The following is a 13,340-nucleotide window of genomic DNA, read 5'->3' on the forward strand; positions in this document are numbered from 1 at the left end:
GACACCGAGCCGGTCGCGGTCGCCGCCCTGACGTCCCCGGACCCGGCGGCAGCGCTCGCGGCCTTCACGCTGGTGGTCGGGCGGCCCGTGCGCCCGATGCTCGCGCAGTCGGCGCCGGACGTCGACGGCGCCTGGGCGAGCCTCGGTCCGGGACCCGTGGTGGTGGACAGCAAGCTCGACGGCATCCGCATCCAGGTGCACCGGCAGGGCGACGACGTGCGGGTGTTCACGCGGAGCCTCGACGAGATCACCGACCGCGTCCCGGAGATCGTCGCGGTGGTGCGGGCCATGCCGGCGTCCGAGCTCGTGCTGGACGGGGAGGCCCTGGCGGTCGGTCCGGACGGGCGGCCGCGACCGTTCCAGGAGACGTCGGCCCGTTCCGCGACGAAGGACTCCGAGGTCGCCGCCGCTGTGACCCTGACGCCGTTCTTCTTCGACTGCCTGCACGTCGACGGTGTCGACCTGATCGACGCCCCGCTGCTCCGCCGGCTCGACGCGCTCGATGCCGTCGCCGGGGCCTCGGTCGTGCAGCGCGCCGTGACCGCGGACGTCGAGGTCGCCCGCACCTACTTCACGGACACGGTGCGCGCCGGCCAGGAGGGTGTCGTCATCAAGGCGGCCGACGCCCCCTACGAGGCCGGCCGGCGCGGGGCGGCCTGGGTCAAGGTCAAGCCACGGAACACCCTCGACCTCGTCGTGCTCGCGGTCGAGTGGGGCTCGGGGCGGCGGCACGGGCTGCTGTCGAACATCCACCTCGGCGCTCGCGACGGCGACGGGTTCGTGATGCTGGGCAAGACGTTCAAGGGGATGACCGACGAGATGCTGCGCTGGCAGACGCAGCGGTTCACGGAGCTGGCGACGTCGTCCCTGGACGACTGGGTGGTGCACCTGCGGCCGGAGCAGGTGGTGGAGATCGCGTTCGACGGGCTGCAGCGGTCGAGCCGGTACGCGGGCGGGCTCGCGCTGCGGTTCGCGCGGGTGGTCCGGTACCGGGACGACAAGACGGCGGCCGAGGCGGACACGATCGAGATGGTGCGAGCGCTGGCGGTCTGACCGGTCAGCGCGCGTCTGCGGCGAGCTGCGTCTGGGCGGCGAGCAGTGCGTCCAGGGTCGTCGGGTCCTCGACGAGCTCGAGCATCCCCGCCCACCAGGCACGCTGCACCTCCGCGGGCATGAGGTCGCCGGCGCCGAAGCGGGTGACCTCGGCCTGCGTGAGCTGCTCGGCGATGGAGCGGGCGACGGGGTCGGCGTAGGAGTCCGGCGGGACGTTCCGGTTGGCGGACGTGTAGCCGCCGAGCTCCACCCACGCGGTCTGCGCGTCGGCGCCCGCGAGGAACGCGAGGAACGACCGGGCGGCGGGCGTGTCGGTCATCATCACGACGACATCGCCGCCGACGGTGATCGCGCCCGCGTTGCCGGGATCGACCGCGGGGAACGAGAAGAAGTCGTAGCCCTCGCCCGGGACCAGGTCCGGGTACGCCGAGGTGATGAACCCCTGGGCGAACGAGGCCATGGAGTACAGGGCAGCGGTCGACGGGTCGGTGTACAGCGGGAGGACCCCGTCGGCGTCGCTCGTCGTGAGGATCGCCTCGGTGCCTCCCAGCACGTACCCCGGTGTGGTGACGAGCGCGGCGAACCTGTCGAACGCGCCCCGGACGCAGGCGTCGGTCCACGGGATCTCGGCGGCGACCCACTGGTCGTAGCGCGCCGGGCCGCAGGCGCCGAGCACCAGCTGCGACACCCAGTCGGTGAGCGCCCAGCCGGAGCCCGGACCTTTCGGCGCGACGACGGAGAACGGGGTGCGGCCCTCCGCGACCATCCGGTCGGCCAGCGTCGTCAGGGCGTCCCACGTCGCGGGGACGTCGTAGCCGTCGGCCGCGAACGTGCGCGGCGCGTACCAGACCGTCGCCTTGCTCGACACCTTGGCGAACACCCCGTACAGCTCGCCGTGGTCGCTGCCGAGGCCGAGCCAGGCCGGTGAGTAGTCCTGGTCGAACTGGTCGACGGCCAGCGGGACCAGCACGCCCTCGTCGGCGAGGTCGTGCAGGAGGCCAGGGTTCGGCAGGACCGCGAGGTCGGGCGGGTCGTCGGCCTCCAGGCGCGTGGCCAGGTCGCGCGCGATGTCCTGTGAGCCCTGCCAGTCGACGACCGCGCCGGTGTCGGCCTCCCAGGTGGACGCGACCGTCGCGAAGGCGTCGTACTCGGGGCCGCTCCACAGCCCGACGACGTCGACGTGCTCACCGGCGAGCTCGGGCTCCGGCGGTGTGCAGGCGGCCATCGCGACCGCGGCGAGCAGCCCGAGGGTCAGTCCGGCCCTGCGACGAACGATCATCGTGGTTCCTGGGGATCAGCTCCGGAGCGCCTGCCGTCTCGCAATGTACTCAGCGCGCCGCGGACGTAGCGTGGAGAGCGTCAGGTTCGTGCACTCGTCGACGTCGACGGCCGGCCTCACGACCACGGTCGCCGGGAACGGAACGGAACACCCATGCCTCGCACCTACACGGTCGGGTACTTCGTCGGAAGCCTCTCGTCCACGTCCATCAACCGGGTCCTGTCCAAGGCGCTCATCGGCCTGGCGCCCGACGACCTCGAGTTCGTCGAGCTGCCCATCGGCAACCTGCCCCTGTACAGCCCGGACTTCGACGCGGACTACCCGCCCGAGGCCGCGGCGCTCAAGGCGTCCATCGGTGCCGTGGACGCGGTCCTGTTCGTGTCGCCGGAGTACAACCGGTCCATCCCCGGGGCGCTGAAGAACGCCATCGACTGGGCGTCGAGGCCCTGGGGGCAGAACTCCTTCGACCACATGCCGGCGGCGGTGATCGGGGCGTCCATCGGCCAGATCGGCACCGCGGTGGGCCAGCAGAGCCTGCGCGCGGTCCTCAGCTTCTGCAACGCCCGCCAGATGACGTCGCCCGAGGCGTACATCCACTTCTCGCCGGACGTGTTCACGCCGGACGGCGCGGTGCACGACGCGTCGACCGCCGACTTCCTGCGCGCGTTCATGACCGAGTTCCGCGACCACCTGGTCCGCGTCCTCACGGTCCTGCCGCGCGGGTGAGCCGACCTATGCTCCCGGCGTGAACCTGTTCCGACGCTCGACCCCGTGGACCCTGGCCGACGCCGTCCAGCGGCACGCCCGGGTGCCCGGAGTCGAGGCGACGTCCGCCCTGCAGGTGGGGGACGCGGTGAAGCTGGTCGTCGTGCCGCGCGACGGGCTCGAGGAGCGGGTGTGGGTCCGCGTCACCGCCGTCGGCGACGAGGAGCTGGTCGGGACCCTGCGCTCCGACCCGGCCGAGTTGCGCGGGCTGCACGCGGGCGACACCGTGACGTTCGAGCGCAGGCACGTCCTCGCGATCGCCCGACGGGAGCCGTCCGACAACCCCGAGACGCCGTCGGGGCCCGATGCTACGGTCGGAAAATGACCCCGGAGGAGCTCGAGAACCTCGCTCACCTGCGGCGTGCCCGGGACCTGATCGACCGCGACTACGCCCAGCCGCTCGACGTCCCGACCATGGCCCAGAAGGCGCTGATGTCCCCCGCGCACTTCTCCCGGAAGTTCCGCGCGGCCTACGGCGAGACGCCCTACAGCTACCTGATGACCCGCCGGATCGAGCGCGCGATGGCGCTGCTCCGCGCGGGCATGAGCGTGACGGACGCGTGCATGGCGGTCGGCTGTACGTCGCTCGGCTCGTTCAGCTCCCGGTTCACCGAGATCGTCGGCGAGAGCCCCACGGCCTACCGGCGGCACGAGCACGCGGCGGTCAAGGCGATGCCCACGTGCGTGGTCAAGACGCACACGCGGCCGGCTCGGGACGGATCGAGCGGGACATCGAGCAGGATCAGAGAAGCACCGGCTGAGGCCGCGTCCTAACGTCGTCGTCATGACGATCTCACTCCAGTACACCAACGTCACCGTCAACGACGTCGACGAGGCGATCGCCTTCTACGGCGACGCCCTCGGCCTCAAGGTCCAGAACGACGTGTCCTCCGGCGAGCACCGCTGGGTGACCCTCGGCACCGACGCCCAGCCCGGCCTCGGCATCGTCCTGTCCGACCCGCACGCCGGCCGCTCCCAGGCCGACGGCGACGTGATGCAGGAGCTGCTCACCAAGGGCGTCCTGCCGATGCTCGTCTTCAGCACCGACGACCTCGACGCCACCTTCGAGACCCTGCGCTCCTCCGGTGCCGAGGTCCTCCAGGAGCCGATCCAGCAGGACTGGGGCCCGCGCGACTGCGCGTTCCGGGACCCGTCGGGGAACATGGTCCGGATCAACCAGTCCTCCTGACTGTCACGCCCCGGCGCGGGGCTCCACGAAGGTGCGACGGCCGTACTCGAGCCACGCAACGAGGTAGAGCACGCCACAGAGCGAGCCCACGACGGCCGTGACGGTGGCGCCCGCGCCGGTCGCGTTGGCCACCAGCGCTCCGAGGGTGCCCGCGACCAGGGCGTTCACCACGTTCACGAACATCGACGTGCTGCCGAGCACGTGGCTCACCGTGGAACGACGCAGACCCATCGTGTAGGTGCCCATCAGGCCCGCGCGGCCGTCCTCCCACGACGTCACGAGGTAGTCGGCGACGCCGGGGTCGAGGGCCACGTACGCCGCCCGGATGCGGTTCATGCCGAGGATGAGGGCGCTGTCGTCGTGGCTCGCGTTCATCACGCGGACGGCGGTCAACGTGCCGAGGATCAGTGCGGCGGACGCGAGCCCGATCGACAGGATCCGGAACGGGGTCCCGAAGCCGGACGTCTGCGCGACGAGCGCCAGCACGACGAGCGACGCGGACACGACGGTCAGGTGGATCGTGATCCGGCTCATCACCTCGGACCACATGGTGCTCCGCGTGCCCAGCAGGCTCCAGTGCTCGGTGGCCAGGATCTGGGCGCGCACCGCCGGGGAAGGGATCGGGGGCGGCTCGGGTGCGGGCATCGTCGTCTCCTTCCGGCGCTGGGAGTCACGCTAGGGGGTCGACGACTCGCGCGTGCGACGCCGCAACCGCGTGCGCGCACCGTGCGCGTCCGCAGCTCTGCGGCCGGGTGGTGGGCTAGCGTCGGCGCGTGCGCCCCGTCCGCTGCTCCCTCCGGCTCGGTCGATGACCACGGCCACCGTCATCGGCGGTGGACCCGCGGGGCTGATCGCCGCCGAGGTGCTGGCCCGCGCCGGTGTCACGGTCACGGTCTACGACCGGATGCCCTCGCCCGGCCGCAAGTTCCTCCTGGCCGGCCACGGAGGGCTGAACATCACGCACTCGGAGGATCGCGACCCCTTCCTCGCGCGGTACGGCAGCGCCGCCGAACGGCTCGCGCCGATGCTCGAGGTGTTCGGCCCGCAGGACCTGCGCGACTGGTGCGCCGGCCTGGGCGAGCCGACGTTCGTCGGGTCGAGCGGGCGGGTGTTCCCGCGGTCCTTCCGCGCCACCCCGCTGGTCCGCGCGTGGTTGGCGCGCCTGGCCGACCTCGGCGTCCGGATCGAGCGGCGGCACCGGTGGCKCGGCTGGACGGACCACCCCGGCGGCCTGCGGTTCACCGGGGCCGACGGGGCGGAGGTCGAGGTCACGAGCGACGTCGTGGTCTTCGCGCTCGGCGGGGCGTCCTGGCCGCGGCTCGGCTCCGACGGCGGCTGGCTCGGCCCGTTCTCCGAGCGCGGCGTGGCGGTGACACCGTTGCGGCCGGCGAACGTCGGGGTGCGGGTCGACTGGACCAGCACCTTCGCGGACCGGTTCGAGGGGACGCCGCTCAAGCACGTGGCCCTGAGCGTCCGCGGCCACACCGGACGGCCCGTGCGTGGCGACGCGATGGTGACCCGGACCGGGCTCGAGGGCGGCCCGGTCTACGCGATCGGCGCGGCGATCCGCGACGCCGTCGACGCCGACGGGCACTGCGTCCTCGAGGTCGACCTCCGACCTGACCTGACGGTCGAGCAGCTGACCGAGCGCCTGCAGGAGCGTCGCCGCCCGAAGGACTCGGGCTCCACCTGGCTACGCCGCTCGATCGCTCTCGACCCGGTCGGCATCTCGCTGCTGCGCGAGTCGAGCGGGGGACCGCTGCCGGGCGACGCGGCCACGACGGCCGCGCTGGTCAAGTCCGTACCGGTGAGGGTGACGTCGCCGATGCCGATCGGCCGGGCGATCTCGACCGCGGGCGGGATCGCGTGGGACGAGGTCGACGAGTCGCTGATGCTGCGCCGTGTTCCGGGAACGTTCGTCGCGGGGGAGATGCTGGACTGGGAGGCGCCCACCGGCGGCTACCTGCTGCAGGCGTCGTTCAGCACCGGCGTCGTCGCGGCGCAGGGCGCGCTCGCGTGGCTCTCCGCCCGGGTCGCGCCGGCCTGACCTCGCGACGTCGGGCGAGCGAGGGAGGAAGAGCCTTTCGAGCTTCTGCACGGCGAGGGTGCCCGGCTCGCCGTCGTCCGGCTGGCTGACGGCGTCACCATCGCGTCGAGCCGCTACTCGCAGGTCTGGCACAGAACGTCCCCTGTTCGAACGGCGGGACCTCCGGCCCTGTCCGTCGACCGGCGCGGTCAGGGAGCCTGATCGTGCGGGGGTGGTTCGCGCCGGCGGGTGCCGGAGGCGGGAGTCCTGAGGTGGACGACAAACAGACAGTCCTCACGTTCCTCGGCGCAGCGGGGACCGTCACCGGGAGCGCGTTCCTGCTGGAGCACGACGGGCACCGCCTGCTCGTCGACTGCGGTCTCTACCAGGGGGAACGCAAGTGGCGCCGGCTCAACTGGGAACCGTTCGCCGTGCCCCCCGAGAGCATCGACGCCGTCGTCGTCACCCACGCCCACCTGGACCACTGCGGGTATCTCCCCGTGCTCGTCCGGGACGGGTTCCGCGGACCGGTGTGGCTCACCCCTGGTACGAGTGCGTTGTCCGCCATCGTCCTGCGGGACAGCGGTCACCTCAACGAGCGGGACGCGCAGTACGCCCGCGCCGGCGGGTTCTCCCGTCACGACCCGCCGCTGCCGCTCTACACCGTGGCCGACGCCGACAACGCCATCGACCGGTTCAGGTCCGCCGACTACGGCGAGGAGATCGACCTCGGTGGCGGCGTCCGCGCGGTGCTGTCGTCGGCCGGCCACGTGCTGGGCTCGGCGAGCGTCCTGGTCTGCGCAGGAGACGCACGGGTGCTCTTCTCCGGCGACCTCGGGCGGACCTCGCACCCGGTGCTGCCCCCGAGGGCGTCCCCGCCTGATGCGCGCACCGTCGTCATCGAGTCCACGTACGGCGACCGACGACATCCCTCGGTGAACGTCGAGCACGCGGACCTGGCCGATGCGGTGCGCCGGACGATCGCTCGTGGGGGGTCGGTGCTCGTCGCGGCGTTCGCCATCGACCGGACCGTGCTGGTGCTGAGAGCGATCTCGGATCTGCTGCAGCGCGGGGCGATCCCCGAGGTGCCCGTCATCGTCGACAGCCCCATGGCTCTGGCGGCACTGGACGTCTACCGGGAGGCCGCCGCGCGGGGTGACCTGAAGGAGGGGATCGGCCCCGACCTGGTCGACCTGCCGACCCTCCGGCTCGCGCGGAGCCCGGGCGAGTCGATGGAGCTCAACCAGCCGCGCTCGCCGTGCATCGTGGTCTCGGCGTCCGGGATGGCGTCCGGAGGGCGGGTGGTCCACCACCTGCGCGAATGGCTTCCCGACCGGCACAACAGCGTCGTCCTCACCGGCTTCCAGGCCCAGGGGACGAGGGGTCGCGCCCTGGCCGACGGAGCCCGGGAGGTCAAGCTCTTCGGGAGGTACGTGCCCGTGCGCGCGGAGGTGGTGCACGACGACGAGTTCTCCGTGCACGCCGATGCCGACGAGCTGGTGCAGTGGCTCCGGGAGATGACGACGGCACCCGACACGGTGTACGTCGTGCACGGCGAGGAGCAGGCCGCCCACGCGCTCGCGGACCGGATCCGGGACGACCGCGACTGCGCGGTCACGGTCCCGCGCCGCGGCGAGAGGGTGCTCGTCGACTGACGGGTGCGCGGAGAGCAAGCCTCCTAGATGAAGAGGAGCTGGGCTCCGTCCGTCTTCTCGATGAAGTCGCTGGCGCTGATGATGCCCTCGACGTCCGGGTCGAGGTCGTCGAGCGTCAGGTGGTTCATGTCCGCGGACAATCGGCACGCCCACAGGTGGCCGCCGGACGCGACGATCTGCTCGAGGAACTCGGGCACGTCGGGCACGTCCAGGTCGGCGATCGCCTTCTTCAGCCGGGAGGTGGCCATCGCGGTCATCCCGGGCAGGCCGCCCAGGCCCTGCGGCATGTGCGTGGCGGTGTTGCCGAGCATGGTGAACTTCAGGTCGCCCATCGTCGCCTTGGTGATCATGTCAAGGCCCCAGAACGTGAAGAAGAGGTGGGTCTCGACCCCCTCGCCCAGGGCGGCGTTCGCCAGGATCAGGCCGGGGTAGGCCATGTCGAGGTTGCCCTTGGAGCAGATGATCGCGAGCGTGCGGCCGCTGGGTTCGTCGGCGCCGAACTGAGGGACGACGGCGGGCTCGGTCTCGGTGGTGGTCATGGCAGTGCCTCTCGTCGTCGTGCCGGGTCAGACGCAGCCCACGGGCTTGGGAAGGCCGGCGACGTACGCCATCTTCTTGGCCGGCTTCTGCGGGAAGAGTCGGAACAGGTCCTTGACCGGAACCCCGCTGCCGGCGGACGCCCGCCGCAGGGTCGCGGTCTCGCCGCGCTGCGCGAAGTCGTCGCGCAGGAAGGTGAGCACCGCCCGGTGCTCGTCGGTCAGGGTCAGGCCGATCTGGGCCGCCAGGACCGAGGCGAGCTCGTCGTCCCACTCGGACAGGTCGGTGAGGAAGCCCTCCGCGTCGACGTGGACCTGGTGACCGTCAAGCGTGGTGACCGGCATGGCGCACCTCTTCCTCGGGCGTGGTGGTGGGGACGTGCTTGCCGACCATCGACATGGCCGGAGCGAGTGGCATCGGGCGTCCGGGCAGCAGGACGTTCCAGTAGACCCAGCGGAACGCGAGCTTCCCGAGGTGGTTGGTCCGCGTCTCCTTCAGCAGGCTCATCGGTCCGACGTAGGGCGCCGGGAACGTGCCGGGCAGCGGTTCCGTCTCGTAGTTGAAGTCGAGCAGGAGTGCTTTGCCGTCGCCGGACTCGACGAAGCAGTTGGCGTGCCCGTCGAACGAGTGGGTCATCGGGCGACCCGCAGCGAGCTCGACGAGGTTGTCGACCAGGACGTCCACGGAGAAGTGCGCGACGGATCCGGCCTTCGAGGTGGGCAGGTCCGCCGCGTCACCCACCGCGAAGATGCGCGGGTCCGCGGCGGACTGCATGGAGTGCTTGTCGACCGGGACGAAGCCGAGCTCGTCGCCGAGCCCGGAGCGCGTCACGAACTCGGCGCCCATGTGCAGCGGCACCGTGACCAGCAGGTCGAAGGGCACCTCGCGGCCGTCGTAGGAGACCAGCGTCGTGTCCTCGATGTGCTCGACCAGGAAGTCGGGCTCCACGCGCACCCCGCGGTCGGTGAGCATCGAGCCCAGGTGCGCGGACGCGACGGGCTTGGTGAAGGCTCCGTCCAGCGGGGTCACGAAGACCAGCTCCGTGTTCTCGCGCAGCCCGCGCCCACGCAGCCAGTCGTCGGCCAGGAACGTGAACTCGAGCGGAGCGACCGGGCACTTGATCGGCACGTCCGTGATGTGCACCACCAGGCGCCCGCCACGGAAGCCCCGCAGCGCGCCGGCCAGGGCCTTCGCCCCGTCGAGCGTGTAGAAGTCGAAGATGCTGCGCCGCCACTCCGGACCGAGCATTCCCGGGGTCTGGTCCGGACGCAGAGTCGCTCCGGACGCGATCACCAGGTAGTCGTAGGGGAGCAGGCGTCCGTCCAGCAGCAGCACCTCGCGGGCCGCGGCATCCACGCGGTCGACGCCCTCGAGCACCAGCTCCACGCCGTCGTGCACGAACGCATGCCGCGACCGGACCAGCCCCTCGGCCGAGCCGCCGAACGGCACCCACAGGAAACCCGGTTGGTACGGGTGGGCATCGTCCCGGTCGACCACCGTGATCACCCACGTGTCATCCAGCCGGCGTCGCAGCTTGTTGGCCACCATCGTCCCGGCTGTCCCCGCGCCGAGCACCACCACATGCCTGGTCATCGCGGGTCACCGCACGAGGTGCACGCGGCCGTCCCTGCTGGGGCCATCACGCTCACTCCCTCGGGCGAGGGCGGAGCCGCCTGGCGGCGGACGCCTCATCGCGCGTTCTCAGCCTTCGTCGGGCGCTCGGGGGCGGGTAGGGCAGAAGGTCCCGTCCCCGTTGTCTGACCGTCGCGGCTGTGCGACAGTTCCGGAGATCGACGATCCATCGGCAGGAGGTGAGACCCGTGAACGCAGTGTCCACAGTGGTGCTCCCTCGCAGCCCACGATCGCGCGACTGACGTAGTCGCCACCGGGAGCGCCCACCAGGCAGCTCTCCCGAGAGGCGACTCCCATGAACACCCCACCTTCCTCACCCCTGCAGTCCCCGTCGACGACGGCCTCCGACCGGGATCGGTCGCAGCTCGACGCCACGCGCCGGGTCCGCGGTGCCGGCGAGCGCGCGGTGGTCCTCGGCGGCGGCGGATCGACAGGCAACGCCTGGCTGATCGGCGTCGTCGCGGGCCTGTCCGACGCCGGGCTCGACGTGACCACAGCCGACCTGACCATCGGCACGTCGGCCGGTGCGACGGCCGCGGCCCAGCTCGCCGGCGCGAGCCCGACCGAGCTGTACTCCGCCACCCTTGCCGCTGCACCCCCGCGACGGACCGGTCCGGCTGGTGCCGGGTCGGTCGCCGACCACCTGGAGAAGTTCACGCGGATCATCTCCGCGTCCGAGGACCACGCAGACCTGCGTCGAAGGATGGGCGCAGCGGCACTCGCCACGGCCGCGGCGTCGGACGGCTCCTGGCCGGAGCGGTGGCGCGCCGTCGTCGCAGCGCGGTTGCCCACCGAGGACTGGCCGCAGCGCAGGGTGCTCATCACGGCCGTCGATGCCCGGACCGGCGACCCGGTCGTGTTCGACCGCGACAGCGGGGTCGACCTGGTCGACGCCGTCGCCGCAAGCACGTCCGGCGGCGGCTCCGCCTACGGCATCGGCGAGGGCTGGTTCATCGACGGCGGCTACCGCGCCAACGCCGAGAACGCCGACCTGGCAGCCGGGCACCGCAGGGTGCTCGTGCTGTCGCCGCTGGGCGGCCGCTCGCTGTACCCGCCCGAGTGGGGCACGTACCTGGCAGCGCAGGTCGACGAACTCCGCGCAGGTGGGAGCAGGGTCGAGACGGTCGTCCCGGACAGCGCCTCCGAGCACCTGTTCGGCGCCAACGCGATGGATCCGTCGCTGCGTCCGGCTGCCGCGCGCGCCGGCCACGACCTGGGCCGAGCGCTCGCCGGCGAGCTCATCGAGTTCTGGCGCTGACGGTCGGCCTCCCGCATGGCGAAGGGCCCGTGCGAACCCCCGAGGGCTTTCACCCAACMCGCKTTCCAAGCGTGCGCCATAGGCCACTAGGCGAATCCTCCTGGTCAGCAGAGGCACGACTACCAACCCCGTGCCTTCCGACGCCGCACAAGAGTACCCGAACCTGCGGGGCCTCTCAGACGGCGGGCGACGAGGCGCGGGAGGTGACCGGCTCGTCGTCCACGGGCGCGTTGTCGTCGCTCGTGTGGAAGACGCCGGAGAACGACACGGGGTAGCCGGACGACACGGTGAACGGCTCCCCGTGGTGGGACGCCGACACCGGTCCGCCGCTCAGGACCGTGTACGTCACACGCTCCGGCTCGATGTCCACCTGGAGCACCGAACCGCGGATCCGGAGCGGGAACCGCAGTCGTCGTCCGCGCGTCGGGAGCATCGGGGCGAACCGCGTGCCGCGCCACCGGTAGCCGGCGAACCCCTGCACGAGCGCCATCCAGGTGCCCCCGGCGGAGGCGACGTGCACGCCGTCCTGCAGGTTGCCAGCCGTGTCGGCGATGTCGACGGCGACCGCGTCGACGAGGTACTCCTCGGCGGTCCGGTACTTGCCGACGTCGACCGCGGCGATCGCCTGGATGCACTCCGACAGTGACGAGTCGCCCGTGGTCAGCGGGTCGTAGTACTCGAAGATGCGGAGGCGCTCCTCGGCCGTGAAGCGGTCGGGCAGCAGCACGGTGGCCAGCACGACGTCGGCCTGCTTGATGACCTGGTGCCGGTAGATGTGCAGCGGGTGGTAGTGCAGCAGCAGCGGGTACTTCTCCTCGGGGGTGCCCGCGAAGTCCCAGAGCGGCAGCTCGAGGAAGTTCTCGTCCTGCAGGTGCACGCCTGCCTTCTCGTCGTACGGCACGTAGATCCGCTCGGCGGCGCGCCGCCACCGGCCCTCCTCGTCGTCGCGCAGGCCGACGCGCTCCACGAGCCGCTGCAGGTCCGCCGGCCACTCGGCCCGCAGCCGCGCCACCGCGTCGGCGGCCGCCTGCATGTTCTGGGCCGCCATCACGTTGGTGAACAGGTTGTTGTCGACGACGGTCGAGTACTCGTCGGGCCCGGTGACCTTGTGGATCACGAACTGACCGTCGAGCCGGTCGGAGAAGAACCCGAGGTCCACCCACATCCGGGCCGTCTCCACGAGCAGCTCGGCACCGTGCTCGACCAGCAGCTCGGTGTCACCCGTGACCTCGACGTACTGCTCGAGGGCATACGCGATGTCGGCGTTGATGTGGTACTGCGCGGTGCCCGCCGCGTAGTACGCGGACGCCTCCTCGCCGTTGATGGTGCGCCACGGGAAGAGCGCGCCCGAGCACCCCACCTCGGCCGCCCGGCGTCGCGCGTCGGGCACCATGCGCACGCGGTGCATGAGGAGGCTGCGCGCCACGTCCGGGGACGTGTGGATGAGGAACGGCAGCAGGTACGCCTCGGTGTCCCAGAAGTAGTGGCCCTCGTAGCCGGTCCCGGTGAGGCCCTTCGACGGGACGCCGTGGCCCTCGCTGCGCCACGACGCCTGCAGCAGGGCGAACTGGCTGATGTGCAGCGCCTGCTGCGCGGCGCTCGCGCCCTCCCACACGATCTCGCTGCGTCCCCAGAAGTCGGCCACCTCGCGCTCGTGCTCCGCGACCACGACGTCCCGCCCCGCCGCCCGCGCCTGGTGCAGCGTGAGGCTCGCCCGGTCCGCCAGCACGGCGCAGTCCTCCGCGCCGTAGTGGTAGCCGAGCCACTTCGTCAGCCCGACGGTGACGCCGACCTGGGCGTCCACCTCGACGACGACGGTCGCGCGCGTGGCGTCCAGCGACGTGCGGACGTGGGCGAGGGCCGGCGTGTCGAGCTCGTGGTCCATGGCTGCCGCCACGGCGAGCCCGCTGCTCTGCGTCCGGTAGGTGCGCACGACACGCATCCCG

The 13,340-nt window shown here is 71.9% G+C and carries 14 protein-coding genes; 8 read left to right on the top strand and 6 right to left on the bottom strand.

The annotated features are described in order from the left end of the window. The coding region (locus tag AC1DUQ_RS08030) for an ATP-dependent DNA ligase (RefSeq protein ID WP_477073627.1) at positions 1 to 1,053 on the top strand (1,053 nt) is incomplete at its 5' end. Between the two features lie 4 nt (positions 1,054 to 1,057). On the opposite strand, the gene AC1DUQ_RS08035 is transcribed toward AC1DUQ_RS08030, so the two are convergent. Continuing rightward, positions 1,058 to 2,332: an ABC transporter substrate-binding protein gene (locus AC1DUQ_RS08035; RefSeq protein WP_477060883.1), complete on the bottom strand. Its 1,275-nt coding sequence runs from the start codon at positions 2,330 to 2,332 to the stop codon at positions 1,058 to 1,060. A gap of 153 nt (positions 2,333 to 2,485) precedes the next feature. Between AC1DUQ_RS08035 and AC1DUQ_RS08040 the strand changes: the two genes are divergently transcribed. Genes AC1DUQ_RS08040 through AC1DUQ_RS08055 form a run of 4 tightly spaced genes read left to right on the top strand, consistent with a single transcriptional unit; the run spans position 2,486 to position 4,286 of the window. Continuing rightward, positions 2,486 to 3,058 carry an NADPH-dependent FMN reductase gene (locus tag AC1DUQ_RS08040; RefSeq protein ID WP_477060884.1) on the top strand — a complete coding sequence of 191 codons (573 nt, stop codon included), beginning with the start codon at positions 2,486 to 2,488 and terminating at the stop codon, positions 3,056 to 3,058. 19 nt (positions 3,059 to 3,077) lie between these two features. Further along, positions 3,078 to 3,422 (top strand): hypothetical protein, encoded by a 345-nt coding sequence (locus AC1DUQ_RS08045; RefSeq protein WP_477060885.1) that lies wholly within the window; start codon positions 3,078 to 3,080, stop codon positions 3,420 to 3,422. After that, positions 3,419 to 3,871 (top strand): helix-turn-helix transcriptional regulator, encoded by a 453-nt coding sequence (locus AC1DUQ_RS08050; RefSeq protein ID WP_477060886.1) that lies wholly within the window; start codon positions 3,419 to 3,421, stop codon positions 3,869 to 3,871. The genes AC1DUQ_RS08045 and AC1DUQ_RS08050 overlap by 4 nt, the downstream gene beginning before the upstream one ends. A gap of 10 nt (positions 3,872 to 3,881) precedes the next feature. Further along, positions 3,882 to 4,286, top strand: coding sequence for a VOC family protein (locus AC1DUQ_RS08055; RefSeq protein ID WP_056087586.1), 405 nt, complete (start codon positions 3,882 to 3,884; stop codon positions 4,284 to 4,286). Positions 4,287 to 4,289: 3 nt separating this feature from the next. Here the strand turns inward: AC1DUQ_RS08055 and AC1DUQ_RS08060 are convergent, their stop codons facing one another. Then, the gene (locus AC1DUQ_RS08060; protein ID WP_477060887.1) at positions 4,290 to 4,931 is read right to left on the bottom strand and encodes a hypothetical protein; all 642 of its coding nucleotides are present in this window, start codon (positions 4,929 to 4,931) and stop codon (positions 4,290 to 4,292) included. A gap of 163 nt (positions 4,932 to 5,094) precedes the next feature. Here AC1DUQ_RS08060 and AC1DUQ_RS08065 point away from each other — a divergent pair, with 163 nt between their 5' ends. After that, positions 5,095 to 6,333, top strand: coding sequence for a BaiN/RdsA family NAD(P)/FAD-dependent oxidoreductase (locus AC1DUQ_RS08065; protein ID WP_477073628.1), 1,239 nt, complete (start codon positions 5,095 to 5,097; stop codon positions 6,331 to 6,333). 251 nt (positions 6,334 to 6,584) lie between these two features. Continuing rightward, positions 6,585 to 7,967: an MBL fold metallo-hydrolase gene (locus tag AC1DUQ_RS08070; RefSeq protein WP_477060889.1), complete on the top strand. Its 1,383-nt coding sequence runs from the start codon at positions 6,585 to 6,587 to the stop codon at positions 7,965 to 7,967. Between the two features lie 23 nt (positions 7,968 to 7,990). On the opposite strand, the gene AC1DUQ_RS08075 is transcribed toward AC1DUQ_RS08070, so the two are convergent. Genes AC1DUQ_RS08075 through sqr form a run of 3 tightly spaced genes read right to left on the bottom strand, consistent with a single transcriptional unit; the run spans position 7,991 to position 10,097 of the window. Then, positions 7,991 to 8,506, bottom strand: coding sequence for a DsrE/DsrF/DrsH-like family protein (locus AC1DUQ_RS08075; RefSeq protein WP_477060890.1), 516 nt, complete (start codon positions 8,504 to 8,506; stop codon positions 7,991 to 7,993). A gap of 27 nt (positions 8,507 to 8,533) precedes the next feature. Further along, positions 8,534 to 8,848 (bottom strand): TusE/DsrC/DsvC family sulfur relay protein, encoded by a 315-nt coding sequence (locus AC1DUQ_RS08080; RefSeq protein ID WP_477060891.1) that lies wholly within the window; start codon positions 8,846 to 8,848, stop codon positions 8,534 to 8,536. Next, on the bottom strand, positions 8,829 to 10,097 hold the full coding sequence (sqr, locus tag AC1DUQ_RS08085; protein WP_477060892.1) for a type III sulfide quinone reductase, selenoprotein subtype: 1,269 nt from the start codon (positions 10,095 to 10,097) through the stop codon (positions 8,829 to 8,831). The genes AC1DUQ_RS08080 and sqr overlap by 20 nt, the downstream gene beginning before the upstream one ends. 334 nt (positions 10,098 to 10,431) lie before the next feature. Here sqr and AC1DUQ_RS08090 point away from each other — a divergent pair, with 334 nt between their 5' ends. After that, positions 10,432 to 11,394, top strand: a complete 963-nt coding sequence (locus AC1DUQ_RS08090; protein WP_477060893.1) for a patatin-like phospholipase family protein — start codon at positions 10,432 to 10,434, stop codon at positions 11,392 to 11,394. Between the two features lie 175 nt (positions 11,395 to 11,569). Here the strand turns inward: AC1DUQ_RS08090 and AC1DUQ_RS08095 are convergent. Continuing rightward, positions 11,570 to 13,340, bottom strand: a 1,771-nt coding sequence (locus AC1DUQ_RS08095) for a glycoside hydrolase family 65 protein (protein ID WP_477073629.1), incomplete at its 5' end; no start/stop codon positions are given.

This window comes from Cellulomonas sp. P4_B5_2, from assembly GCF_056402235.1.

Bases quoted from the DNA above. Each gene is read 5' to 3' on its own strand.
- AC1DUQ_RS08035 (WP_477060883.1), bottom strand. From the start codon at position 2,332: ATGATCGTTCGTCGCAGGGCCGGACTGACCCTCGGGCTGCTCGCCGCG.
- AC1DUQ_RS08040 (WP_477060884.1), top strand. From the start codon at position 2,486: ATGCCTCGCACCTACACGGTCGGGTACTTCGTCGGAAGCCTCTCGTCC.
- AC1DUQ_RS08050 (WP_477060886.1), top strand. From the start codon at position 3,419: ATGACCCCGGAGGAGCTCGAGAACCTCGCTCACCTGCGGCGTGCCCGG.
- AC1DUQ_RS08055 (WP_056087586.1), top strand. From the start codon at position 3,882: ATGACGATCTCACTCCAGTACACCAACGTCACCGTCAACGACGTCGAC.
- AC1DUQ_RS08060 (WP_477060887.1), bottom strand. From the start codon at position 4,931: ATGCCCGCACCCGAGCCGCCCCCGATCCCTTCCCCGGCGGTGCGCGCC.
- AC1DUQ_RS08075 (WP_477060890.1), bottom strand. From the start codon at position 8,506: ATGACCACCACCGAGACCGAGCCCGCCGTCGTCCCTCAGTTCGGCGCC.
- AC1DUQ_RS08080 (WP_477060891.1), bottom strand. From the start codon at position 8,848: ATGCCGGTCACCACGCTTGACGGTCACCAGGTCCACGTCGACGCGGAG.
- sqr (WP_477060892.1), bottom strand. From the start codon at position 10,097: ATGACCAGGCATGTGGTGGTGCTCGGCGCGGGGACAGCCGGGACGATG.
- AC1DUQ_RS08090 (WP_477060893.1), top strand. From the start codon at position 10,432: ATGAACACCCCACCTTCCTCACCCCTGCAGTCCCCGTCGACGACGGCC.